Origin of the sequence: Vagococcus sp. WN89Y (assembly GCF_052220145.1) — a bacterium.
Taxonomy (GTDB): Bacteria; Pseudomonadota; Gammaproteobacteria; order Enterobacterales; family Enterobacteriaceae; genus Kosakonia.
On the sequence record NZ_JBQPOM010000071.1, the window covers coordinates 164428 to 185250 of the forward strand.

Below are 20823 nucleotides of genomic sequence, written 5' to 3' on the forward strand. Positions count from 1 at the left end.
TCCCACAGTCAAAATAGCGCTTTTACCGTCGATTCTAACAAAACATTAACACTGAAGTGCTAACTTTTGTTCTAAACTTATCGGTTGTGTTAAAGCGGCCAGGGAATTGTGAGACATTTCACATTTTTATCTTGTCCGCTCTTTAAAATCCCAAACGGCGTCCCCATAAGGGGGAGGATGCTCAAAGGAAGAGTGAGGCGAGTCAGTCGAACAAAGGTTATGCGGAGGATTGATTTGTCGCAATGATTGACACGATTCCGCTTGACGCTGCGTAAGGTTTTTGTAATTTTACAGCCAACCTTTTATTCACTAACAAATAGCTGGTGGAATATATGACTATCAAAGTAGGTATCAACGGTTTTGGCCGTATCGGTCGCATTGTTTTCCGTGCTGCTCAGAAACGTTCTGACATCGAGATCGTTGCAATCAACGACCTGTTAGACGCTGACTACATGGCTTACATGCTGAAGTATGACTCCACTCACGGTCGTTTTGACGGTACCGTTGAAGTGCAGGATGGCCACCTGATCGTGAATGGTAAAAAAATCCGCGTTACCGCTGAAAGAGACCCGGCTAACCTGAAGTGGGATGAAGTAGGTGTTGACGTTGTTGCAGAAGCAACCGGTATCTTCCTGACCGACGAAACCGCGCGTAAACATATCACCGCTGGCGCGAAAAAAGTGGTTCTGACCGGTCCGTCCAAAGACAACACCCCGATGTTCGTTCGCGGTGCTAACTTTGACAAATACGCAGGCCAGGACATCGTTTCCAACGCATCCTGCACCACCAACTGCCTGGCTCCACTGGCTAAAGTTATCAACGACAACTTCGGCATCATCGAAGGTCTGATGACCACCGTTCACGCAACCACCGCGACTCAGAAAACCGTTGACGGCCCGTCTCACAAAGACTGGCGCGGCGGCCGTGGCGCGGCTCAGAACATCATCCCGTCCTCTACCGGCGCTGCTAAAGCAGTAGGTAAAGTGCTGCCGGAACTGAACGGCAAACTGACCGGCATGGCGTTCCGCGTACCGACTCCGAACGTATCTGTTGTTGACCTGACCGTTCGCCTGGAAAAAGCGGCGACCTACGAGCAGATCAAAGCAGCCATCAAGAAAGCCTCTGAAGGCGATATGAAAGGCGTTCTGGGTTACACCGAAGACGACGTTGTTTCTACCGATTTCAACGGCGAAGTGTGCACTTCCGTGTTCGATGCTAAAGCAGGTATCGCACTGAACGACAACTTTGTGAAACTGGTTTCCTGGTACGACAACGAAACCGGCTACTCCAACAAAGTTCTGGACCTGATCGCTCACATCTCTAAATAAGCTGAGATGAGTGACTGATCAACAAGGGCGACTTCGGTCGCTCTTTTTTTTGCTTTGAAGACAGAGGATTGCGTTAATGATAAATAAAATTTTTGCACTTCCGGTAGTCGAACAAATTACCTCCACCCTTTCGCTGCGCAAAATGGATGAGCTGGATCTGATTGTTGTTGATCATCCGCAGGTTAAAGCATCCGTCTCGTTGCAGGGCGCGCATCTGCTCTCCTGGAAACCGCAGGGTGAAGAGGAGGTTTTATGGTTAAGCAACAACACCCCGTTTAAAGAAGGCGTCGCACTGCGCGGCGGCGTGCCGGTTTGCTGGCCGTGGTTCGGCCCGGCGAAAGAGCAAGGCCTGCCCGCGCACGGTTTTGCGCGTAATCTGCCCTGGACATTGCAGGCGCATAATGAAGACGACAGCGGCGTGGTGCTGACCTTTGAATTGCAAAGCAGCGAGGCCACACGTCAGTACTGGCCGCATGATTTCACGCTGTTAGCGCGCTACCGACTGGGCGCGACCTGCGAAATTGAGCTGGAAGCCCATGGCGAGTTTGAAACGACCGCCGCGCTGCACACCTATTTCAATGTCGGCGATATCAGCAAGGTCAAGGTCAGCGGCCTCGGCGATCGCTTTATTGATAAGGTTAATGATGCGAAAGAAGATGCGCTCACCGATGGCGTGCAGACTTTCCCGGATCGTACCGACCGCGTATATCTGAACCCGGAAGCGTGCAGCCTGATCCACGACAGTGCCCTGAACCGCGCCATTGAGGTTATTCACCAGCATCACAGCAACGTGGTGGGCTGGAACCCCGGCCCGGCGCTCTCCGTCAGCATGGCGGATATGCCGGACGACGGTTACAAAACCTTTGTCTGTGTGGAAACCGCCTGCGTGACCGTCCCGCAAAAGACCACCGACGAGAAACCGTCCCGCCTGGCGCAAACGCTGCGCGTCGTGAAACGCTAAACGTAACCCTCTCCTTTTGGGAGAGGGTTTAGCCTTTACACCATATCAAGCGGCGTTTTCGCCTTCGGTGCCGGAAAAGCCGCATCCAGCCGCGTCAGATCTTCGCTACTGAGCGCAATCCCCAGCGCCGCCGCATTTTCCTTTACATGTGCCACGCTGGAGGCTTTCGGAATAGCCATCACGCCCTGATGACTAATCACCCAGGCCAGCAGGATCTGCGCCGCCGTGACCTTGTGGTTCCAGGCGATATCCTGCACCACGTTGTTTTCCAGTAGCCCCCGGCGCAGGCGACCGGCCTGAGCCAGCGGACAATAGGCCATCACCGGCATCGCCTGTTGCTGGCACCACGGCAGCAAATCAAACTCGATCCCCCGCGAGCCGAGATGATACAGCACCTGATTGGTGGCGCAGGCCTGCCCGCCATCCACGCTCATTAGCGCCTGCATATCATCGTAATCAAGGTTAGAAACTCCCCAGCGGCGGATTTTGCCCTGGCGGATCAGTGTCTCCATCGCCGCGACCGTCTCCTCCAGCGAATAATTGCCTTTCCAGTGCAATAAATAGAGGTCAAGCACATCGGTGCGCAGGCGGCGCAGGCTTGCTTCACAGGCCGCGATCGCTTTTTTGCCGCCTGCATTCCACGGGTAGACTTTTGAGACCAGAAAAACTTTGTCGCGCAAACCGCCCCGCAACGCCTCGCCGACCACCTCTTCAGCCCCGCCATCTGCATACATTTCTGCGGTATCAATCAGCGTCAGCCCGCAATCAATGCCTGCGCGCAGAGCATCCACCTCTTTGGCGCGCATATGCGCCTCTTCGCCCATATACCATGTCCCCTGCCCAATGGCGGGGAGCGCTGCCTGCCCGGAAAAAAACACGTTCTTCATATCATCCTCCGAAGATAAATATTTTTAGGGTAGAACAAAGCAGAGCCGCTGGCCTTGTTGCGTTGCACAGATCGACATCGCAATATGCTTAAAATTTTAGTCGGCGTAACAATCTATTGCGCCCGGCGGGATTGGTTGTACTTATGTAACGGGGAGAGTCAGGTCAATCAGTAAATAAAAACGCCACAAGCCTGCGCATTACAGGCCTGTGGCGTTATGAAGCGCAGCGCAAACACGCGCGCCACTTAACGAGCGCAATCAGAAGCGGTAGGTCACACCGGCAGACAGCAGACCGGCCCAGGATTTATCCACCATCGGGCTGTCTTTGACTTCATCAGACAGATGGCTGTAGCGCCCGCTGCCGTATACGCTCCAGTTATCATTCAGACGGTAGCTCGCGGTCAGCTCAAGATACGGGCTCCAGTCATCATCCGGATTGTAGCTGTTCAGACCGCTGCGGCGCGATTCAGAACGAGAAACGCCGTAGTAGTAATCGTTGAGGTTTTCGCTCGACCACTCAACACCGATGCCCGGCGTTAAGGTCAGCGCGCCGTTGGTGTAGCGGTACAACCAGGCCAGATCCCACAGCACGCCGTTGCTGTTATCCAGCACATCGCCCGCGAGGGTCGTGCGCAGGAAACCGTACTGCGTGTTATGAATGTAGGAAAGCCCTGCCATCATTGAGCTGTGGCGTTTGCTCAGCTGACGTAATGCGTTATCGTCGCTGTCTTTCGGTTTGAATTCCCAGGGGAAATAGAAAGCCGTGACAGACAGCTTGTCCACATCGTCATTCCACAGGTAATAACCACCGCCCAGACCGCGAAACCAGAAGTTATCGCTTTCGTAAGTGATGACCGGAACCGGGACAGCTTTGTTGTCGTACTGCTTATAAGGCGTTTCTGCCACACCGACGCCAGCGCCCAGAGAAAAAGTGTCTTCAGCATTTACTGCAAAAGCGCAAGTTGCAGTCAGCACGCTCAGTGCCAGGAGTTTGAATTTGGTCACAGTCCTTTCTTTCCTGTAGTCAAATAATTGGCGAGAGAAGTGTACCTGTCCTCAGCTGCCATCCCAAATATTTTTCCTAATCATTACAAAACTAACGCATTAGCATGCGTCAGCCTGATGACAGGCTGCTTGCAATTATATGACCACTAAAAGATAGCGCCGATTGATGCTTATCTGAAAAGCAACCTTTTTTGGATGAGTTATTGATATGCCATTGAAATTGCTTTTTGGCAGCATGCAAGATTTGCAAAGCCATCTACGCTTAATTTAAGAAGACGATTTTTCGAACACGCAATTTGTTAACAACACACACCCTGGCATAAGCATTGCACTGCAAGCTTAGCGCCTGGCGAGGTTCGAGCGACGCTTCCGGGAGCCTCTACTATTCATATGAACGGCTCTGTTACCTGTGCTAAAAAACGAAAGGACGGCATGCCATGAATATATTCGATCACTATCGCCAGCGCTATGAAGCTGCCAAGGACGAAGAGTTCACACTGCAGGAGTTTCTTGCTGTCTGTAAGCAGGATCGCAGTGCCTATGCTAATGCGGCAGAACGGCTATTGATGGCCATTGGTGAACCAGTGATGGTGGATACTGCCCAGGAGCCACGGCTCTCCCGTCTCTTTTCGAACCGGGTTATCGGACGCTACCCGGCGTTTGAAGAGTTTTATGGAATGGAAGAGGCTATCGAGCAAATCGTTTCTTACCTGAAACATGCCGCGCAAGGGCTGGAAGAGAAGAAACAGATCCTTTATTTGCTCGGCCCGGTCGGCGGCGGTAAATCGTCCCTTGCTGAAAGACTGAAATCGTTAATGCAGCGGGTGCCTATTTATGTGCTGAGCGCCAACGGCGAACGCAGTCCGGTCAACGATCACCCGTTGTGCCTGTTTAATCCGCAGGAAGATGCGCAGATTCTGGAAAAAGAGTACAACGTGCCGCGCCGCTATCTTGGCACCATTATGTCGCCGTGGGCGGCAAAACGCCTGCACGAATTCGGCGGGGATATTACTCAGTTCCGCGTGGTGAAAGTCTGGCCATCTATTTTGCAGCAAATCGCCATTGCCAAGACCGAGCCGGGCGATGAGAACAACCAGGATATCTCCGCGCTGGTCGGTAAGGTGGATATCCGTAAACTGGAAAACCACGCGCAAAACGATCCTGATGCCTATGGCTATTCCGGCGCGCTGTGCCGCGCCAACCAGGGCATTATGGAGTTCGTCGAAATGTTTAAAGCGCCGATTAAGGTGCTGCACCCTCTGCTGACCGCCACCCAGGAGGGGAACTATAACGGCACGGAGGGGATTTCCGCCCTGCCCTTTAACGGCATCATCCTTGCCCACTCGAACGAGTCGGAATGGGTACAGTTCCGTAACAATAAAAACAACGAAGCGTTCCTCGACCGTGTTTACATCGTCAAGGTGCCTTACTGCCTGCGCATCTCAGAAGAGATGAAAATCTACGAAAAACTGCTTAACCATAGCGAGCTGTCCCATGCGCCGTGTGCGCCCGGCACGCTCGAAACCCTGGCACGTTTTTCTATCCTCTCGCGCCTGAAAGAGCCGGAAAACTCCAGCGTCTACTCAAAAATGCGCGTGTATGACGGTGAGAGTCTTAAGGATACCGATCCGAAAGCGAAATCCTATCAGGAGTATCGTGATTACGCCGGGGTGGATGAAGGGATGAACGGTCTGTCGACGCGTTTTGCCTTTAAAATCCTCTCGCGCGTGTTCAACTTTGACCATGCTGAAGTCGCCGCGAACCCGGTGCATCTGTTCTATGTTCTTGAGCAGCAAATCGAGCGCGAGCAGTTCCCGCAAGAGCTGGCCGAACGTTACCTGGAGTTCCTGAAAGGCTACTTGATCCCGAAATACGCCGAATTTATCGGTAAAGAGATCCAGACCGCCTATCTCGAATCCTACTCGGAATACGGGCAAAACATTTTTGACCGTTATGTCACCTATGCGGATTTCTGGATTCAGGATCAGGAGTACCGCGACCCGGATACCGGACAACTGTTTGACCGGGAATCTTTAAACGCGGAACTGGAAAAAATCGAGAAACCGGCCGGGATCAGTAACCCGAAAGATTTCCGTAACGAGATAGTCAATTTCGTGCTGCGCGCCCGCGCCAATAACAATGGCCGCAACCCGAACTGGACCAGTTATGAAAAACTGCGCACGGTTATCGAGAAGAAAATGTTCTCTAATACCGAAGAGCTGCTGCCGGTTATCTCTTTTAACGCCAAGACCTCAACCGACGAGCAGAAAAAGCATGACGATTTTGTCGACCGTATGATGGAGAAAGGTTACACCCGCAAACAAGTTCGCCTGCTGTGCGAATGGTATCTGCGTGTACGTAAATCATCATAACAACCCGCAGGCCGCGCTGATTGCGCGGTCTGACGGCAAAGTTGGCATACGCAGCGGGAGGGACTATGACCTGGTTTATTGACCGGCGTCTGAACGGCAAAAATAAAAGCACGGTTAACCGCCAGCGCTTTTTACGCCGTTATAAAGCGCAAATAAAACAGTCGATTTCCGAAGCTATCAATAAACGTTCGGTGACCGACGTGGAGAACGGTGAGTCCGTCTCCATCCCAACGGAGGATATCAGCGAACCGATGTTTCATCAGGGACGCGGCGGCCTGCGCAATCGCGTGCATCCGGGAAACGACCATTTTGTGCAAAATGACCGCATCGAGCGTCCTCAGGGTGGCGGTGGCGGTTCCGGTAGTGGTCAGGGCGAAGCCAGCCCTGACGGCGAAGGCCAGGATGAGTTCGTTTTCCAGATTTCCAAAGATGAGTATCTCGATTTGCTGTTTGAAGACCTGGCGCTGCCAAACCTGAAGAAAAATCAGCAACGGCAGCTCAATGAATTTAAAACACATCGCGCAGGATTTACCTCAAACGGCGTACCGGCCAATATCAGCGTAGTACGTTCGCTACAAAATTCGCTGGCCCGCCGCACGGCGATGACCGCGGGCAAGCGCCGTGAGCTGCGCGAGCTGGAGGAGAGCCTGGAGATTGTCGCCAAAAGCGAACCCGCCCAGCTACTTGAAGAGGAGCGACTGCGCAGAGAGATTGCCGAGCTGCGCGCCAAAATCGAACGCGTGCCGTTTATCGACACCTTTGATTTACGCTACAAAAATTACGAGAAACGCCCTGAGCCATCCAGCCAGGCAGTCATGTTTTGCCTGATGGACGTCTCCGGTTCGATGGATCAGTCGACGAAAGATATGGCTAAACGCTTTTATATTCTGCTCTATCTCTTCCTGAGCCGAACCTATAAAAACGTTGAAGTGGTCTATATTCGCCATCATACACAGGCCAAAGAGGTGGATGAGCACGAGTTTTTCTACTCGCAGGAGACCGGCGGTACGATTGTTTCCAGCGCGCTGAAATTAATGGATGAAGTGGTAAAAGACCGCTACGACCCGGCGCAGTGGAATATCTACGCCGCGCAGGCGTCAGATGGCGACAACTGGGCGGACGACTCGCCGCTGTGCCATGAGCTGCTGGCGAAGAATATTTTGCCGGTGGTGCGTTACTACAGCTATATCGAGATAACCCGCCGCGCGCACCAGACCTTGTGGCGGGAGTACGAGCACCTGCAAACCCTGTTTGATAACTTTGCTATTCAACATATTCGCGACCAGGAAGATATTTACCCGGTATTTCGCGAACTGTTCCATAAGCAAACCACCTCCTCCGCCAGTTAATGCCCACCCGGCCGGAACCACAGCGTTCCGGCTTTTTTTCCTCACTTATCTAATGGCTGAATTGCGGTATAAAATAGCAGCTATTTCCCGCCTTGCCCGGCACAAAATATGGCACATTAACCCCATAGAAACTTGTGGCACGGCAAGCAGGATACGGTTTGCGTCAGTGCATTTCAGCTCGCTTCACTTCGGTGAAGAAAATGAGCCTGGTAGCGATAACTGCTACTTTTGAAAAGAAATAAACAGTACACACAAAAAAGCGTTGTTTGTAGTGCTTGTATTTTTTCGCCGCCTCTGTCAGGCGGCATTTTTATTTTCATCCCCCTCGCACTGGATTATGCTAAATAGCCTCTATGGTTATCCGGAGCGATCATGTCTATAGCCAGCCGCAATATCCACCAGCAACTGATTACCCTGCTGACACAGCACAATGCCCGCTTTCTCGTCGTGGAACATGAAGCCGTTGGCAAATGTGAAGCGGTCAGTGAAATTCGCGGCACACATCTTGGCCAGGGCGCAAAAGCGCTGGTGTGCAAAATCAAAGGCAATGGGGTGAAAAAACACGTGCTCGCCATTCTTGGCGCCGATCTGCAAGCCGACCTCGCCCGCCTGGCAAGCCATTTCGGTGGGCTTAAAGCCTCGCTTGCCAGCCCCGCCGAAGTCGGTGAGCTGACCGCCTGTGTGTTCGGCGCCATTCCGCCGTTTAGTTTTCACCCGGCGCTGACGCTTGTTGCCGACCCGCTTTTGTTCCAGCGCTTTGACGATATTGCCTTCAACGCCGGGCTGCTGGAAAAATCCATTATTATGAATACCGGCGACTATTTGCGCATCGCGCAGCCGGTGCTGGTGGATTTCCACCGCCAGTAATCACACGAAAAAGCGGACACTTTTCAGGCGCGCCGCTTTTGCAGGTGGCCGGGCGGCGATGCTTACCACTGCGTTCTTTCCAGCACCAGCACCGAAAGCACCAGCCCGGCTGCCAGCATCAGAAACAGTGTTGTGATAATAAACGCATCTGAGAACATGATTGTTACCTCGCGTTGCCTGTTTTTTAACCTGACGATGCAACATTCATAAGCCAGCGCTATGAACAAAACATGACAATTTGACGGACTTTCCGTGAATAAGAATCGCGAGAATCGGGCAACTGCCTGAAAATCATCAGGCTTGTGAAAAACCGCTGATGTGATTTGCTATTGCGGGTAGAGTAAGCAAGTGTAAATTCTGGCAAGGAAGTATGGCATGTTTGATATCACGCTGTTTATTTTGCTTGCGCTGGCCGCGCTCGGGTTTGTCAGCCATAACACCACGGTCGCCGTGTCGATCCTGGTGTTAATTATTGTACGCATCACTCCGCTGAATACCTTTTTCCCGTGGATCGAGAAACAGGGGCTGACGCTTGGCATCATTATTCTTACCATCGGTGTTATGGCCCCCATCGCCAGCGGCACGCTGCCCTCCTCCACGCTGCTGCACGCGTTTATGAACTGGAAATCGCTGGTGGCTATCGCCGTTGGGGTGTTTGTCTCGTGGCTTGGCGGGCGCGGCGTGGCGCTGATGAGTTCGCAGCCGTCGCTGGTCGCCGGTTTACTGGTCGGGACCGTGCTCGGCGTGGCGCTGTTCCGGGGCGTGCCGGTCGGGCCGCTGATTGCAGCCGGGCTGGTATCGCTGCTTATTGGCCGCCAGTAAAGGTCAATAACGCATTCACAAACTGCTGAGATAGCGCCCCGGCGTCTGACCCAGACCTTTTTTAAACATCGTGATAAAAGCGGTGGTGGAGTCATACCCCAGCGCCTGGGCTATGTGCTGAACCGAGTGCCCGCTAATCAGCAAGCGCAGTGCGAGGATGAGCTGCATCTGCGCGCGCCAGCGGCGAAAACTCAGTCCTGTCTCCCTGACCACCAGCCGCGCCAGATTCCGTTCGCTCATTGCAAACACCTGCGCCCACTGCCCCAGCGTTTGCCGGGCTTGCGGCGAATTCTCCATGCTCTCAACCATCTGGCGTATTTTCGGGTGCGCCGATACCGGTAGCTGCAAGTGCATTTGCGGCTGGTCGGGAAGTTCATCAAACAGCACCTGAGTAAGACGCCGGGAGGCGGGCGTGCGCCGCTCTGACGGAGAACGCGCGGCGAGCGTGACTATCAGCTCACGCACCAGCGGCGATATTTTCAGCGTGCAGCAATAGTCCGGCATGACCACCGCCCAGGGCTCAACAAATAAGAAATAGAGCGCGGCGTTTTCAGTCGCGCGGTTGCTGTGCGGCACAAGCCCCGGCAGCCACATAGCGTGGTGCGGCGGCACCATCCAGCGCGCATTTTCCACCTCGCAAGTGATTGCCCCTTTCAGGGCGAGAATGAGCTGCCCTTTACGGTGACGATGCTCAGCGATACGCTGCTCACCCCTTTCGACGGTGATGCTAAACGCCACCGCCGCTTCCTGCTGGCTATCCGGATCGTATCCCTCTAACCCAAGACCGTGCATAAATTTGTCCGCATTTAGCGATAAACTGTCATTTTAGCTTGATTCCAGCATCAATAAAAATCGGTAAGCTAACGGCTTGTTATTTATGATGAGACGCCAATGACCCCTCGCCTGACTTCCCGTGGCCAACACCGGATACTGCTGATTGCCGGGATCCTGATGATTGCCACTACGCTGCGCGTGACCTTTACCGGTGCCGCCCCGCTGCTTGATGCTATTCGCGCTGAATATGGTTTAACCACCGCGCAAACCGGTTTGCTGACCACGCTGCCGCTTTTAGCTTTCGCCCTGATCTCACCCCTCGCCGCAGGTGTTGCGCGCCGCTTCGGCATGGAGCGCAGCCTGGGCGCTGCGATGGTGCTGATTTGCCTGGGCATCGCCATCCGCTCCCTGCCCTCGGCTTCGTTGCTGTTTATCGGTACCGCGATAATTGGCTGTGGTATCGCTGTGGGCAACGTATTGTTGCCAGGAATGCTTAAGCGTGATTTTGCCGGTCATGTGGCGAAATTAACGGGCGCTTACTCTTTGACGATGGGCGCGGCGGCGGCGCTGGGTTCTGCGGCCATTGTTCCGCTGGCGCAAAGCGGCGCGGGCTGGCACGGCGCATTGCTGATGCTGATGGTGTTTCCGTTGTGCGCGCTGCTGCTGTGGCTGGTACAGTTACGCTCCGGCGTGCCTGCCAATATCGGCAGCTCGCCCGCGCTGCATAACCGGGGCATCTGGCGCTCAGCGCTCGCCTGGCAAGTCACTCTGTTTTTGGGTATCAACTCGTTAATTTATTACATCGTGATCGGCTGGCTGCCTTCGATCCTGATTGCCCTGGGCTACAGTGAAGCGCAGGCAGGTTCGCTGCACGGTATTTTACAACTGGCGACCGCCGCGCCCGGCTTGCTGATCCCGCTGGTACTGCATCGCCTGAAAGACCAGCGCGGGATCGCCGTGCTCGTTTCGCTATGTTGCGCTGCAGGAGCGCTCGGCCTGTGGCTACTGCCGCACTACGCTGCGCTCTGGACAATTGTGTTCGGTTTTGGCTCCGGCGCGACCATGATCCTCGGCCTGACCTTTATCGGCCTGCGCACCCGTTCCGCGCATCAGGCCGCTGCCCTTTCCGGCATGGCGCAATCTGTCGGGTATCTGCTGGCCGCCAGCGGCCCGCCGCTGATGGGGAAAATCCACGATGCCAGCGGCGACTGGCATATCCCACTGCTGGTGTGCGCGATGTTGTCCGTGGTGATGGCGCTGTGCGGCGCGTGTGCTGGCCGTGAGCGGGAGATTGCAGAGTAGAAAGATGCCCGGCGGCGCATGCAACCGGGCGGTAGATTATGCTTCCGCTGCGCGCAGCATCGCCTGAACCAGCGGAACCGGGCGCCCCTGGAGCGCATTGCGCTCGTGCTGGAAGAGCGTGGCGACAAAAAACGGGTGCGTGACCAGTTCGACAGCACGAATTTCCCCCTCTTCGTCCCAGCCCGTCACCCGCAAATCGCCGTGCTCCAGTTCATGAGCAAATGCAGGCGACACGCCATAACTGCAGCGATACGTCTCTTCGATAGTCTCTTTACCGTAAGCTTTGGCAATCAGCGTATGAGGGCGCAGCTCCACCGTGCCTGCTTTGTCTACCAGCGCGCAGCTAAGCGCCGAGATAACCATTTCCCCTGCCGGGTCCGTTTCGGCATGCGCCGCCTCTTCGCGGCCCAGCACATGACGGGCGTATTCGATTACAGCATGCTGAAACCCGCCGCAGGTACCGAGAAACGGCACCGCGTTTTCCCGCGCGTACTGGATAGCAATAAATGCGCCGCGCGCGTTTTTGTAGGGGCTTCCGGGCACTACCCAGATGGCATCGTAACCCACAAGATCTTCTGCGCTGTCTATCTCTTCTGTCGCCAGCCAGTCGTAATCCGCGGTGACCTCAAGTACCGCCGCCGCGTCATCAATCGCCAGCGGGATAGCCTGGTGTGCGGCAATGTCGTGGTTATAATCGCCAACAAGCGCAATTCGAAGTGTTGTTTTCAAAGGGATATGCTGCATGAACGAGTCCTTATGACCTGGGCAAATAACAGATAACATAAGGAATATCACACTATCTGTCTTTTACAGTAATCACAACACCTTAAAATGAGCAGGTGTTTTATTACCGCGCGGCGAGTTATCTATAATGGCCGACCAGGGGCGAAGACAAGGAGAAAGGATGACTATTCAATGCAAACGTGTGTATGACGCGCCAGCCGCGGATGATGGCTACCGGGTGCTGGTTGACCGGCTCTGGCCGCGTGGTATCAAAAAAAGCGCGCTGCACTATGACGAGTGGTGCAAAACGCTCGCACCGTCAACGGCGCTGCGTAAAGCATTTCATGGCGAGGTGATTGATTTTGCCGCGTTCAGCGACAGCTATTGCAAGGAGCTGGCTTTGCAAACCGAAGCAGGCAAAGCGCTGGCAGCGCGCGGTAAAAAAGGCACCGTCACGCTGCTGTATGCCGCCAAAAACACCGAGCAGAACCACGCCAGGGTGCTGGCAGAGTGGCTTAGCTCGCTTTAATCTGCGACCCGCTCGCGCTCGGCCTCTGGTTCGCTGTCCGGCAGTAACGGCATCAGGTGCTCAGTGCGAACAAAGGCAAAACCTGGCTGCCCGTCGAAAGCGCTGACGTCCCCGGTCACCAGCCAGAGCGCGCGGCCCGTATTACGGGGCAGCTCTGTCACGATGCCATTCACCGGGTTCAGAAAACGTTCTCCGGGCTGAAACTGGCCGAATAATTCAACGGATTTGCCGATATTGCGACGCCCGTTGGCGGTTTGGGCGCCTATAATCATCGCCAGGCTGCCCGGTCGTAACTGGAACATACTTCTCTTCACATGCGCTTGCGCGTCGACAGAACATAAGATAAATCCTAAAGAGAAGTTTACCGCGCTTTGCGTTAACTGTCACGAGCCGGAACGCGGGTGATCGCGACGCCACAGCTCCCACTCATCGATAACCTCGCCACCGGGCAATTTGCACTCGGTGCGTACACCCTGTGGGCTTTGCACCGGCACTCGCTCACCGCCCCGCTGCTGGCAATAGATTGCCGCCGGGTTTGCCATGCCGATTTCAGGCGGCCTGGGTGCATCAGGTTTGGCAGAAGAACACGCCGCCAGCACAAACGGCAGCAGTAACAGGCAATAACGCATCAGATTCTCCTTCATCGTAACAGGGACAGGATTTTCAGCATAGTCGCATGTTTATGATATCTCCACGGTTTCTCCATCATTACTGCATTTTTCAGCACTATAGTTTGCCCTGTTCTCGTCAATGACCCGGGAACATCATTCCGTAATCAATGAGTTTTTTGCCCCGCATCATCAACGGGGCTTTTTTTTTGCTCGCCTGCCTATTCCTGGTGATCCTCCCGCCACGATATATCAAATTTTCTGGCTTCATGTTTTAATAGCCCGTAGTCGAATTTTTCAGCAATATCACGCCCCTGCACAGGAGCAACCGCTTATGTCCGATTTCATCCTCGCCCGCGTCTCTGAAACCCTCGCCAAAGATCACTCCCTGGAGAGCCTCGTCCGCCAGCTTCTGGAAATGCTGGAGACGGTGACAGAGATGGAGTCTACCTATCTGACCCAAATCGATGACGACGCGCGGATGCAGCACATTGTTTATTCCCGCAACAGTAAACAGCTAGCTATCCCGGAAGGTTTCGCGGTGCCCTGGGGCGAGAGCCTGTGCAAGCGCGCGCTTGATGATGGCTGCGCCTTTTCCAACGATGTCGCCAGCCGCTGGCCGGATTGCAAAGCGGCGAAAGCGCTGGGGATCACCACCTATCTGAGCACGCCGGTCCACCTTGCCGACGGCTCGCTGTACGGCACGTTATGCGCCGGCCAGTACCGAGTCAAAGCCGCTCAGCCTTCGCGGCCAGCACGTGCTGCGCCTGTTTGCCGGGCTGATTGCCCAGTACATTGAGAAAGAGCACCTGGTCAATCAGTTACGCGAGGCGAATGCGGCGCTAATAACCCATTCCTATACCGATGCCCTGACCGGCTTACCCAATCGCCGCGCTATTTTTGATAACCTTTCCACGCTGTTTTCCCTCGCCCGCCACCTGGACATTCACGTCATTATTGCTTTTATCGATTTGGACAATTTTAAAGTTATCAATGATCAGCTTGGTCATGAGGCAGGCGATCGGTTTCTTATCGACGTGGGCCGTCGGCTGGCGCAGGAGCGTGGTAAGGATGATATCGTCGGGCGGCTTGGCGGCGACGAATTTCTGATTGCCAGCCCCGGCGGGCTGCTTTCACAACCGCACGGCGTAAACCGGATAGCGTTACAAAACACCCTCAATAGCCGCCTTTGCGGTGAGTATAACCTGGGCGCTTGCCGTATCGATTATCCGGGAGCCAGTGTCGGGGTTATTGAAATTAATCCGCATATCATCGATCCTGATGGCGCGTTGCGTTACGCTGATGAAGTGATATATCAGGTTAAAAACAGTAAAGAGAAGAAAATCTTTTCCCGCCTGGATTAAACGTAACGGGCGTCACGCAGGTTTAAGCAAAAACTTATTATGTTTTATTTCTTCTACAATTGATTTCTGGCGTTTAGCGCCAGTTGAGGAGTTTTCGTGAGAAAAACCACCATCATTATGCTGATTGTCGCGATTGTCGCCGTTGCCGGAACCCAATTCGGCTGGTGGTAAAGTCGCGATTTTATTTTTAGGTATAAACTTAGGCAATCGAATGGTGGCATCATCGGAGCAGAACACCCTTGTCTCATTTAGTTGGTCGGGATCTTGCTATGTTCACGGGTCTCAAGAAAAGCGAAAGCAGACGGCTCGCTGCTCTGGAAATGCTGCGCAAAGAAGATGACGCCCGTGATACCGCGCTGGCAGAGTTTGCCTGCCTGGCAAGCCAGGTCATGGGTGTCGAAGGCTGTTTTATCACCACATTCGATGAAGAGTATCAGTATATAAAATATGTTAACAACGTCCCTGTTAACCACACGCAAATACGCATTGAGCAAACCCTGTGTCAATATTCACGCAATAGTGGCCAGACGATTATTTGTACTGATACTCGCCTTGATGAACGATTTAATGATCAGCCGCTGGTAAAAAGCGGCGATATTCATTTTTATGCTTCAGCACCGTTAATGACCGCCGAGGGCATCGTGCTCGGTACGCTATGCGTCACGCACCCTGAACCCTCTCTGCCCACAGCGCAGCAAATTGCCAGTTTTCAGCGTATTGCAAACCTCACCACGCTCTATTTAGAAACCAGCTACGCCGTTGGTCGTGTCGATGCGCTGACCGGTTTGCCAAACCGTCAATTTTTAATGAAAGAGATGCAGCAGCTGGTTCTGGCAAACGACTCTGGCGCCTGGGGTCTGATTATTTTTGACTGTATCGATATGCCGCGTGCCTATGAATTATCGCGCTATCTCGGTCTTGCGGCGGTAGAAAAACTGCTGCGTAGCTTTACCCCTTTACTCAGGATGCGCCTGAAATTAAAAGCAGGCACAACGTTGTATGCCTTTGCTTCCGGGCGTTATGCGGTGCTGGTGGAGAGCGACTATGCGCTCGCGCTGCTCAGGCGAGTGGAGAAACTGCCCGGCACCCATGCGAAAATTGCCGGTGATATTGATATCAACATTACTATTCACGCAGGTTTAGTGCAGTTTACGCCGCAGGAAGATAACGCGCAGGAAGTCGTGCGCCAGGGTATCAGCGCCTTACATGAAGCCATCCGGCAGAAAACACCGGTATTTCAGTTCAACCCTGTGCTGGATCACCAGCGGAATAAAGACTTTAAGCTGCTGTATGACCTGAGCGAGGCTATCAAGTCCGCCGATCAGCTCAGCCTTGCTTATCAGCCAAAGATTTCGCTCACCAGCGGCAAGACCGTCGGCGCAGAAGCCCTGCTGCGCTGGAAACATCCGCAGCTGGGGGATATTTCGCCGGCTGTGATTGTCACACTGGCAGAAAAAACCTCGCTGATGGCCGATATTACCCAGTGGGTGATCGCAACGGTGATTGCGCAACAGAAAAAATGGCAGCAGTGTGGCATCCTGCTGCCGGTGTCTATTAATGTGACGGTCAGCGACTTCTCCCGCCCAGGCTTTGCTGATGAACTGTTTGCCCATATTAACAGTGCCGGACTCGCTCCCGCCGATATCCGCGTTGAGTGCCTGGAGACGGAAAAGGTGCTGGAAAGTGACGCCGCGCTCAAGGAACTGGCGCGCCTCAGGCAACTGGGTTTGACTATCTTGCTCGATGATTTTGGGGCCGGTTACAGCAATATCAGCTATTTACGCCGAATTCCTGTTGATATTATTAAGCTCGACCGTTCGCTGGTAAGCCAGCTCGCCACCGATCCCGAAAGCCGTATCATCGCGCGAAACGTTATCACCATGCTTAAAGAGCTGGACTATGTGGTGCTGGCAGAAGGTGTTGAAGATGGTGAAACCGCACACATGCTCGCAACGTATGGCTGCGATGAGGCGCAAGGCTATTTTTTCTCCCGCCCTCTCTCCCCGAATGATATCCCCGGATGGCTTGCCGACAGTAAGCCGTTTCGCCTGCTGGCAAAACTCGGTGACATACAGCGCCAATAGAGTTCTTCATCGTAAATATTTTAGCCAGACTGACAGAATTAGCAGCAACCAGTCGATGTCATGAAAATGTCACAATGAGCCTATTCTCATTAATTTCAATCAGTTAATCTAAAATCGCTGTTTTTTCGCTCACTTCCGGATTAAAGCGACGCTTAAGCATTGTCGATACTGTTGGCGTGCGCATCAGGCACGTTAACTGACCATGGGAAGCATTGATTGATGAAACTGAACCACCTCACTATCGGGCAACGACTCGGTTTCCTGGCGGCCATTCTTTTGCTGGCAACGCTGTTTATTGGTCTTCGCGGCTTGTCTATCAATGCCAGCGGCCTCGTGCAGAACCAACATATTATGGCCACGGAGAAGGTAGTGGCGGACAGTATCGACACCGCGCGTAACGCGCAGGTACAGTTCAAAATTCAGGTGCAGGAGTGGAAAAACACGCTGCTGCGCGGTACGCAAGGTGAGCAACAGCTCGATAAATATAAAAACGCCTTTATCGCACAAAGCCAGAAAACGCAGGCGCTTTTACAGACGCTGCGCGAGCTGCTGCCGCAAATTGGCCTGCCGGACGATGAGGCAGTAAAAACCATCAATCTGCATGCACAGCTGGAGCAGCATTACCTTTCTGCCCTGCAACAATACGTTATTTCAGATGCCAGCAGCGCCCAGCGTGTCGATCGGCTGGTTTCCGGTATTGACAGGGAACCCACGCACATGATCGATGAAATGGTCGCCACGACCCTGAAACAGGCCGCACATATTCGCCAGCAAACCGAGGCGCGTAACCTGCAACATTATCAGCAAACGCGTCTGATGGTATTACTGGTGATGGCCATCACGTTGGTTGTCGGGTTATTAGTCACCTGGTGGTTGATTCGCAGCATCACTCAGCCGCTGGCGCAGGCCGTTGTCATTGCCCGTAACGTGGCGGCCGGTGATTTACAATCCGCTTTCATGGTCAGCGGGCGCGATGAAACCGCAGAGTTGATGCGCGCCTTGCAAGAGATGAACACTAATCTGACACGCATTGTTACGGGGGTGCGTTCAGGTACAGAAACCATCGCCGGGGCATCGCAGCAAATCGCGACCGGTAGCCGTGAGCTCTCCTCACGCAATGAAGCGCAGGCCAGCGCGCTGGAACAAACCGCCGCGTCAATGGAAGAGTTGACGTCAGTGGTGAAAAATAACGCGGAAAACTCCCGCATCGCCAGCGATATCACTCAGGAAGCCTTCCGCGCCGCGCACCAGGGCGGCGAAGTGGTCGAGCGCGTTGTCACCACCATGAGTGAAATTAATCAACTCTCCAGTGAAATCGGTAATATTATCGGTGTTATTGATGGTATCGCCTTCCAGACCAATATCCTTGCCTTAAACGCCGCCGTCGAAGCCGCACGTGCCGGCAGCGAAGGACGTGGTTTTGCCGTGGTCGCCGCCGAGGTTCGCGCGCTGGCACAACGTTCTGCGACAGCAGCAAAAGAGATAGGCGAGCTTATTCAGCGCTCGGTGAGCCGCATCGATCAAGGTAACGAGTTGGTGAAAAATGCCGGCAGTGCGATGGGTGAGATCCTGCAAAGTGTGAAACGTGTGAGCCATCTGGTTGAAACGATTTCACTTGCCAGTAAGGAGCAAAGTGTGGGTATCGATCAGGTGCATGTGGCGATTACGCATATGGACACAGCCACGCAGCAAAATGCGACACTGTCTCAGGAATCTTCTGCCGCCGCACACGCCATGCAGCAGCAGGCGGAGAATCTACTGGAGATGGTGCAGATTTTTAAATTACGTGCGCAACAACAAGCGGCATAACGTGCACAACGGGAGGTAAATAATCATACTCCTGCTGAATTAATAACCTGATCATCAAATTTATCAATCCCTCGACAGAAAAAATCGAATTTGATCGATTCAGCATTACAGGTTATAAAGTGCGCAAATAATGGAATACGCTTTACTCTTTATGGCAGTTTTGATGTCGAAACTGCCTGTTTTTATTTACTGCGGGTTCAGCATCATCGTGATGGCGTCCTGTTCAGTTAAACCAAATCCCTTCACCAAAACAGTCATTGACTCATTCTGCGTCTGGTTTAAAAATGTCTCGCGACCGTTGCTATTCAGGTTGCCGGATACAATATCACCCCTTTCAACATCATATTTTTCAGACAACTGCGCGATTGCGAACTCACCCACTTCGTCACGAATAATGATAAAACCGGTGCGATGCTCGTGATGCACAACAGTACCTTTCATACGCCAACCCTTTCGCTGTAGATTATTTTCAGCGTAGCGGAAACGTCGCATACAGGAAATAAGCAGCTGCCGTTTTAGTGAGCCAGGAAACAATTTGCAGAATATATTATGTATTGCAGGGAAATAAGGGGAAGCCAACGAGGAATAAAACGTTAACCAGTGACTGGCGGAAATTCATGCGCTGGTATGGAATGTTTATCGTCCTGCACAATACCAGCCTGGCGTGCTAACCGCCCGGCTGAAGCGATTTTAGCCCTTTTGCACGGTCAGGCTTAAAAACGCCTGACCTTAACTTTTACTTTTCCAGCGCGGCCTGAATAGCGTCTGCCAGTTCGCTCACTTTATCCTTGGTGAAATCGATATCTTTGGAGAGCTTATCGCGCCCGGTGTAGGCGTTTGTACAGCTAACCGATGCCTGAATGATTTCCAGTGCGGCCTGCACCGCCAGCAGACGTTTTTGCTTTTCTGCCCCATCAGACGACGTAAAATACCCTTCTAACATGCTTATCTCCTTAATTTAAACTACGCACTCAGGACTGCAGGGTCGCTAAACGGGCCGCGAACCCTACAAAAACAAGTCCAATAAGTGAATTCCCCAGCTTCGCTAATTCCTTTTTCGTCTTAACGAATTGCGTAACGTACGAACCGGAAATAATCAAGAAGCTGAAATAACAGAAGCTAATCACTTCCAGCGTACTGGCAAGTATAAAAAATGCCATACCAGGGCTTGCGGAATTCACATCGATAAATTGCACAAAAAATGAAACGTAGAACAAAATCGCTTTCGGATTGGTCAGGCTCAGGATCAACGCATGCTTAAATATATCGCCTTTGTGCGCCTCATGCTCACCCGCGACTTTCGCTTTGCTGACAAAAGTGCTGTAGAGCATTTTGATTCCCAGCCAGAGCAAATAAAATGCGCCCAGATAACGAACAATATTGAATAGTACAGGTGTTGTTTTAATCAGCGTAGCCACACCTGCGTATGCGAGAAACATTAATATGGCATCACCAATAAATACCGCACTTGCCGCGACGTAGCCGTTTTTTAACCCACCGGCGACACTGCTCTTGAGAACAAAAAAAGTATTCGGCCCAGGAACTAATATGATGAAAATTGCGCCAATAAAATAAGACCAATAACTGACAACGCCATACTCAGCAAACACAACTACTCCTTTAGATACAACAAACTCAGCAATACTGCGACCGATATGCCCTCCGGCGCATACATCGCGCTGTCATGGCTACCCGGTCAGGCTTTCAATGGACTTAAAATAATACCGCCTGGCACGGCAACATGCCATGCATGTTTTGGCTGACCGGACAGGCAACAAAAGAGCAAAACGCAGCGGTTAGCACGGTCTGTTTTCGGGTAGCAACAGGCGCTATGCTTCCTTGCAGAGCATGATGTAATTTTTTCGGGGGAAATATCCTGGCAATTTATCATTGATAATGATAATCATTTACATTAATTTGGCTATATCGGCTCCGCCAGTAGCCGATGCATTTTCTCCATTATTCAACCCATGCCGCCTGCGGGCGGCTTCAGGAGGCTAATATGGTCGCTCAAAGCAGAAAACATTGCCGCCGTATCG

At 53.0% G+C, this 20823-nt stretch carries 22 protein-coding genes; 12 read left to right on the forward strand and 10 right to left on the reverse strand.

What is annotated here, in order from left to right; all coding sequences use genetic code 11:
- Window positions 1-332 precede the first annotated feature (332 nt).
- Both gapA and ACTU3N_RS22280 read left to right on the forward strand, forming a co-directional pair.
- Window positions 333-1328 carry a glyceraldehyde-3-phosphate dehydrogenase gene (gene gapA / locus ACTU3N_RS22275; RefSeq protein ID WP_443088303.1) on the forward strand — a complete coding sequence of 332 codons (996 nt, stop codon included), beginning with the start codon at window positions 333-335 and terminating at the stop codon, window positions 1326-1328.
- Between the two features lie 76 nt (window positions 1329-1404).
- Complete coding sequence (locus ACTU3N_RS22280; protein ID WP_443088304.1) at window positions 1405-2289, forward strand: D-hexose-6-phosphate mutarotase; 885 nt, start codon at window positions 1405-1407, stop codon at window positions 2287-2289.
- A gap of 35 nt (window positions 2290-2324) precedes the next feature.
- Here the strand turns inward: ACTU3N_RS22280 and ACTU3N_RS22285 are convergent, their stop codons facing one another.
- Together ACTU3N_RS22285 and ACTU3N_RS22290 are read right to left on the reverse strand one after the other, a co-directional pair.
- Window positions 2325-3176 (reverse strand): aldo/keto reductase, encoded by an 852-nt coding sequence (locus ACTU3N_RS22285; protein ID WP_443088305.1) that lies wholly within the window; start codon window positions 3174-3176, stop codon window positions 2325-2327.
- 258 nt (window positions 3177-3434) lie between these two features.
- Window positions 3435-4181, reverse strand: coding sequence for a MipA/OmpV family protein (locus tag ACTU3N_RS22290; RefSeq protein WP_443088306.1), 747 nt, complete (start codon window positions 4179-4181; stop codon window positions 3435-3437).
- A 437-nt stretch (window positions 4182-4618) separates the two neighbouring features.
- Here ACTU3N_RS22290 and yeaG point away from each other — a divergent pair, with 437 nt between their 5' ends.
- The 4 genes from yeaG to ACTU3N_RS22310 all read left to right on the forward strand — a co-directional run bounded on the left by yeaG (window position 4619) and on the right by ACTU3N_RS22310 (window position 9591).
- Entirely contained in the window at window positions 4619-6553 is a 1935-nt protein-coding gene (yeaG, locus tag ACTU3N_RS22295; RefSeq protein ID WP_443088307.1) for a protein kinase YeaG, read from the forward strand.
- Window positions 6554-6618: 65 nt separating this feature from the next.
- The gene (locus ACTU3N_RS22300) at window positions 6619-7902 is read left to right on the forward strand and encodes a YeaH/YhbH family protein (protein ID WP_443088308.1); all 1284 of its coding nucleotides are present in this window, start codon (window positions 6619-6621) and stop codon (window positions 7900-7902) included.
- 372 nt (window positions 7903-8274) lie between these two features.
- A complete protein-coding gene (locus ACTU3N_RS22305) occupies window positions 8275-8769 on the forward strand; it encodes a YbaK/prolyl-tRNA synthetase associated domain-containing protein (RefSeq protein WP_443088309.1) in 495 nt (164 codons plus the stop codon).
- A 375-nt stretch (window positions 8770-9144) separates the two neighbouring features.
- On the forward strand, window positions 9145-9591 hold the full coding sequence (locus tag ACTU3N_RS22310; RefSeq protein ID WP_443088310.1) for a DUF441 domain-containing protein: 447 nt from the start codon (window positions 9145-9147) through the stop codon (window positions 9589-9591).
- Window positions 9592-9606: 15 nt separating this feature from the next.
- On the opposite strand, the gene ACTU3N_RS22315 is transcribed toward ACTU3N_RS22310, so the two are convergent.
- On the reverse strand, window positions 9607-10383 hold the full coding sequence (locus ACTU3N_RS22315; RefSeq protein WP_443088311.1) for an AraC family transcriptional regulator: 777 nt from the start codon (window positions 10381-10383) through the stop codon (window positions 9607-9609).
- A 99-nt stretch (window positions 10384-10482) separates the two neighbouring features.
- Between ACTU3N_RS22315 and ACTU3N_RS22320 the strand changes: the two genes are divergently transcribed.
- A complete protein-coding gene (locus ACTU3N_RS22320; protein WP_443088312.1) occupies window positions 10483-11667 on the forward strand; it encodes a CynX/NimT family MFS transporter in 1185 nt (394 codons plus the stop codon).
- A gap of 36 nt (window positions 11668-11703) precedes the next feature.
- On the opposite strand, the gene ACTU3N_RS22325 is transcribed toward ACTU3N_RS22320, so the two are convergent.
- The gene (locus tag ACTU3N_RS22325; protein ID WP_443088313.1) at window positions 11704-12411 is read right to left on the reverse strand and encodes a CTP synthase C-terminal region-related (seleno)protein; all 708 of its coding nucleotides are present in this window, start codon (window positions 12409-12411) and stop codon (window positions 11704-11706) included.
- Window positions 12412-12571: 160 nt separating this feature from the next.
- Between ACTU3N_RS22325 and ACTU3N_RS22330 the strand changes: the two genes are divergently transcribed.
- The gene (locus ACTU3N_RS22330) at window positions 12572-12919 is read left to right on the forward strand and encodes a DUF488 domain-containing protein (protein ID WP_443088314.1); all 348 of its coding nucleotides are present in this window, start codon (window positions 12572-12574) and stop codon (window positions 12917-12919) included.
- On the opposite strand, the gene ACTU3N_RS22335 is transcribed toward ACTU3N_RS22330, so the two are convergent.
- A complete protein-coding gene (locus tag ACTU3N_RS22335) occupies window positions 12916-13221 on the reverse strand; it encodes a hypothetical protein (RefSeq protein ID WP_443088315.1) in 306 nt (101 codons plus the stop codon). The genes ACTU3N_RS22330 and ACTU3N_RS22335 overlap by 4 nt on opposite strands.
- A gap of 81 nt (window positions 13222-13302) precedes the next feature.
- Window positions 13303-13548 carry a putative hemolysin gene (locus ACTU3N_RS22340; protein WP_443088316.1) on the reverse strand — a complete coding sequence of 82 codons (246 nt, stop codon included), beginning with the start codon at window positions 13546-13548 and terminating at the stop codon, window positions 13303-13305.
- A 313-nt stretch (window positions 13549-13861) separates the two neighbouring features.
- Here ACTU3N_RS22340 and ACTU3N_RS22345 point away from each other — a divergent pair, with 313 nt between their 5' ends.
- Window positions 13862-14326, forward strand: coding sequence for a GAF domain-containing protein (locus ACTU3N_RS22345; RefSeq protein WP_443088317.1), 465 nt, complete (start codon window positions 13862-13864; stop codon window positions 14324-14326).
- Window positions 14286-14891, forward strand: a complete 606-nt coding sequence (locus ACTU3N_RS22350; RefSeq protein WP_443088318.1) for a GGDEF domain-containing protein — start codon at window positions 14286-14288, stop codon at window positions 14889-14891. Before ACTU3N_RS22345 ends, ACTU3N_RS22350 begins: the two co-directional genes overlap by 41 nt.
- Window positions 14892-14903: 12 nt before the next feature.
- Here the strand turns inward: ACTU3N_RS22350 and ACTU3N_RS22355 are convergent, their stop codons facing one another.
- Entirely contained in the window at window positions 14904-15128 is a 225-nt protein-coding gene (locus ACTU3N_RS22355) for a hypothetical protein (protein ID WP_443088319.1), read from the reverse strand.
- Between the two features lie 32 nt (window positions 15129-15160).
- Between ACTU3N_RS22355 and ACTU3N_RS22360 the strand changes: the two genes are divergently transcribed.
- On the forward strand, window positions 15161-16975 hold the full coding sequence (locus ACTU3N_RS22360; RefSeq protein WP_443088320.1) for a sensor domain-containing phosphodiesterase: 1815 nt from the start codon (window positions 15161-15163) through the stop codon (window positions 16973-16975).
- Window positions 16976-17194: 219 nt separating this feature from the next.
- Window positions 17195-18784 (forward strand): methyl-accepting chemotaxis protein, encoded by a 1590-nt coding sequence (locus ACTU3N_RS22365; protein ID WP_443088321.1) that lies wholly within the window; start codon window positions 17195-17197, stop codon window positions 18782-18784.
- Window positions 18785-18970: 186 nt separating this feature from the next.
- Here ACTU3N_RS22365 and ACTU3N_RS22370 read toward each other — a convergent pair whose 3' ends face one another.
- The 3 genes from ACTU3N_RS22370 to leuE all read right to left on the reverse strand — a co-directional run bounded on the left by ACTU3N_RS22370 (window position 18971) and on the right by leuE (window position 20394).
- Window positions 18971-19225 carry a hypothetical protein gene (locus tag ACTU3N_RS22370; protein ID WP_443088322.1) on the reverse strand — a complete coding sequence of 85 codons (255 nt, stop codon included), beginning with the start codon at window positions 19223-19225 and terminating at the stop codon, window positions 18971-18973.
- A gap of 295 nt (window positions 19226-19520) precedes the next feature.
- Window positions 19521-19727, reverse strand: a complete 207-nt coding sequence (locus ACTU3N_RS22375; protein ID WP_443088323.1) for a hypothetical protein — start codon at window positions 19725-19727, stop codon at window positions 19521-19523.
- A 28-nt stretch (window positions 19728-19755) separates the two neighbouring features.
- The gene (leuE, locus tag ACTU3N_RS22380) at window positions 19756-20394 is read right to left on the reverse strand and encodes a leucine efflux protein LeuE (protein WP_443088324.1); all 639 of its coding nucleotides are present in this window, start codon (window positions 20392-20394) and stop codon (window positions 19756-19758) included.
- Window positions 20395-20823 lie beyond the last annotated feature (429 nt).

Excerpts from the sequence above, each read along its gene's own strand:
- ACTU3N_RS22370 (WP_443088322.1), bottom strand. The coding sequence starts at position 19,225 with ATGAAAGGTACTGTTGTGCATCACGAGCATCGCACCGGTTTTATCATT.
- ACTU3N_RS22280 (WP_443088304.1), top strand. The coding sequence starts at position 1,405 with ATGATAAATAAAATTTTTGCACTTCCGGTAGTCGAACAAATTACCTCC.
- ACTU3N_RS22325 (WP_443088313.1), bottom strand. The coding sequence starts at position 12,411 with ATGCAGCATATCCCTTTGAAAACAACACTTCGAATTGCGCTTGTTGGC.
- gapA (WP_443088303.1), top strand. The coding sequence starts at position 333 with ATGACTATCAAAGTAGGTATCAACGGTTTTGGCCGTATCGGTCGCATT.
- ACTU3N_RS22315 (WP_443088311.1), bottom strand. The coding sequence starts at position 10,383 with ATGCACGGTCTTGGGTTAGAGGGATACGATCCGGATAGCCAGCAGGAA.
- ACTU3N_RS22365 (WP_443088321.1), top strand. The coding sequence starts at position 17,195 with ATGAAACTGAACCACCTCACTATCGGGCAACGACTCGGTTTCCTGGCG.
- ACTU3N_RS22285 (WP_443088305.1), bottom strand. The coding sequence starts at position 3,176 with ATGAAGAACGTGTTTTTTTCCGGGCAGGCAGCGCTCCCCGCCATTGGG.
- ACTU3N_RS22300 (WP_443088308.1), top strand. The coding sequence starts at position 6,619 with ATGACCTGGTTTATTGACCGGCGTCTGAACGGCAAAAATAAAAGCACG.
- yeaG (WP_443088307.1), top strand. The coding sequence starts at position 4,619 with ATGAATATATTCGATCACTATCGCCAGCGCTATGAAGCTGCCAAGGAC.
- ACTU3N_RS22330 (WP_443088314.1), top strand. The coding sequence starts at position 12,572 with ATGACTATTCAATGCAAACGTGTGTATGACGCGCCAGCCGCGGATGAT.
- ACTU3N_RS22305 (WP_443088309.1), top strand. The coding sequence starts at position 8,275 with ATGTCTATAGCCAGCCGCAATATCCACCAGCAACTGATTACCCTGCTG.
- ACTU3N_RS22375 (WP_443088323.1), bottom strand. The coding sequence starts at position 19,727 with ATGTTAGAAGGGTATTTTACGTCGTCTGATGGGGCAGAAAAGCAAAAA.
- ACTU3N_RS22345 (WP_443088317.1), top strand. The coding sequence starts at position 13,862 with ATGTCCGATTTCATCCTCGCCCGCGTCTCTGAAACCCTCGCCAAAGAT.
- ACTU3N_RS22360 (WP_443088320.1), top strand. The coding sequence starts at position 15,161 with ATGTTCACGGGTCTCAAGAAAAGCGAAAGCAGACGGCTCGCTGCTCTG.
- ACTU3N_RS22335 (WP_443088315.1), bottom strand. The coding sequence starts at position 13,221 with ATGTTCCAGTTACGACCGGGCAGCCTGGCGATGATTATAGGCGCCCAA.
- ACTU3N_RS22310 (WP_443088310.1), top strand. The coding sequence starts at position 9,145 with ATGTTTGATATCACGCTGTTTATTTTGCTTGCGCTGGCCGCGCTCGGG.
- ACTU3N_RS22340 (WP_443088316.1), bottom strand. The coding sequence starts at position 13,548 with ATGCGTTATTGCCTGTTACTGCTGCCGTTTGTGCTGGCGGCGTGTTCT.
- ACTU3N_RS22320 (WP_443088312.1), top strand. The coding sequence starts at position 10,483 with ATGACCCCTCGCCTGACTTCCCGTGGCCAACACCGGATACTGCTGATT.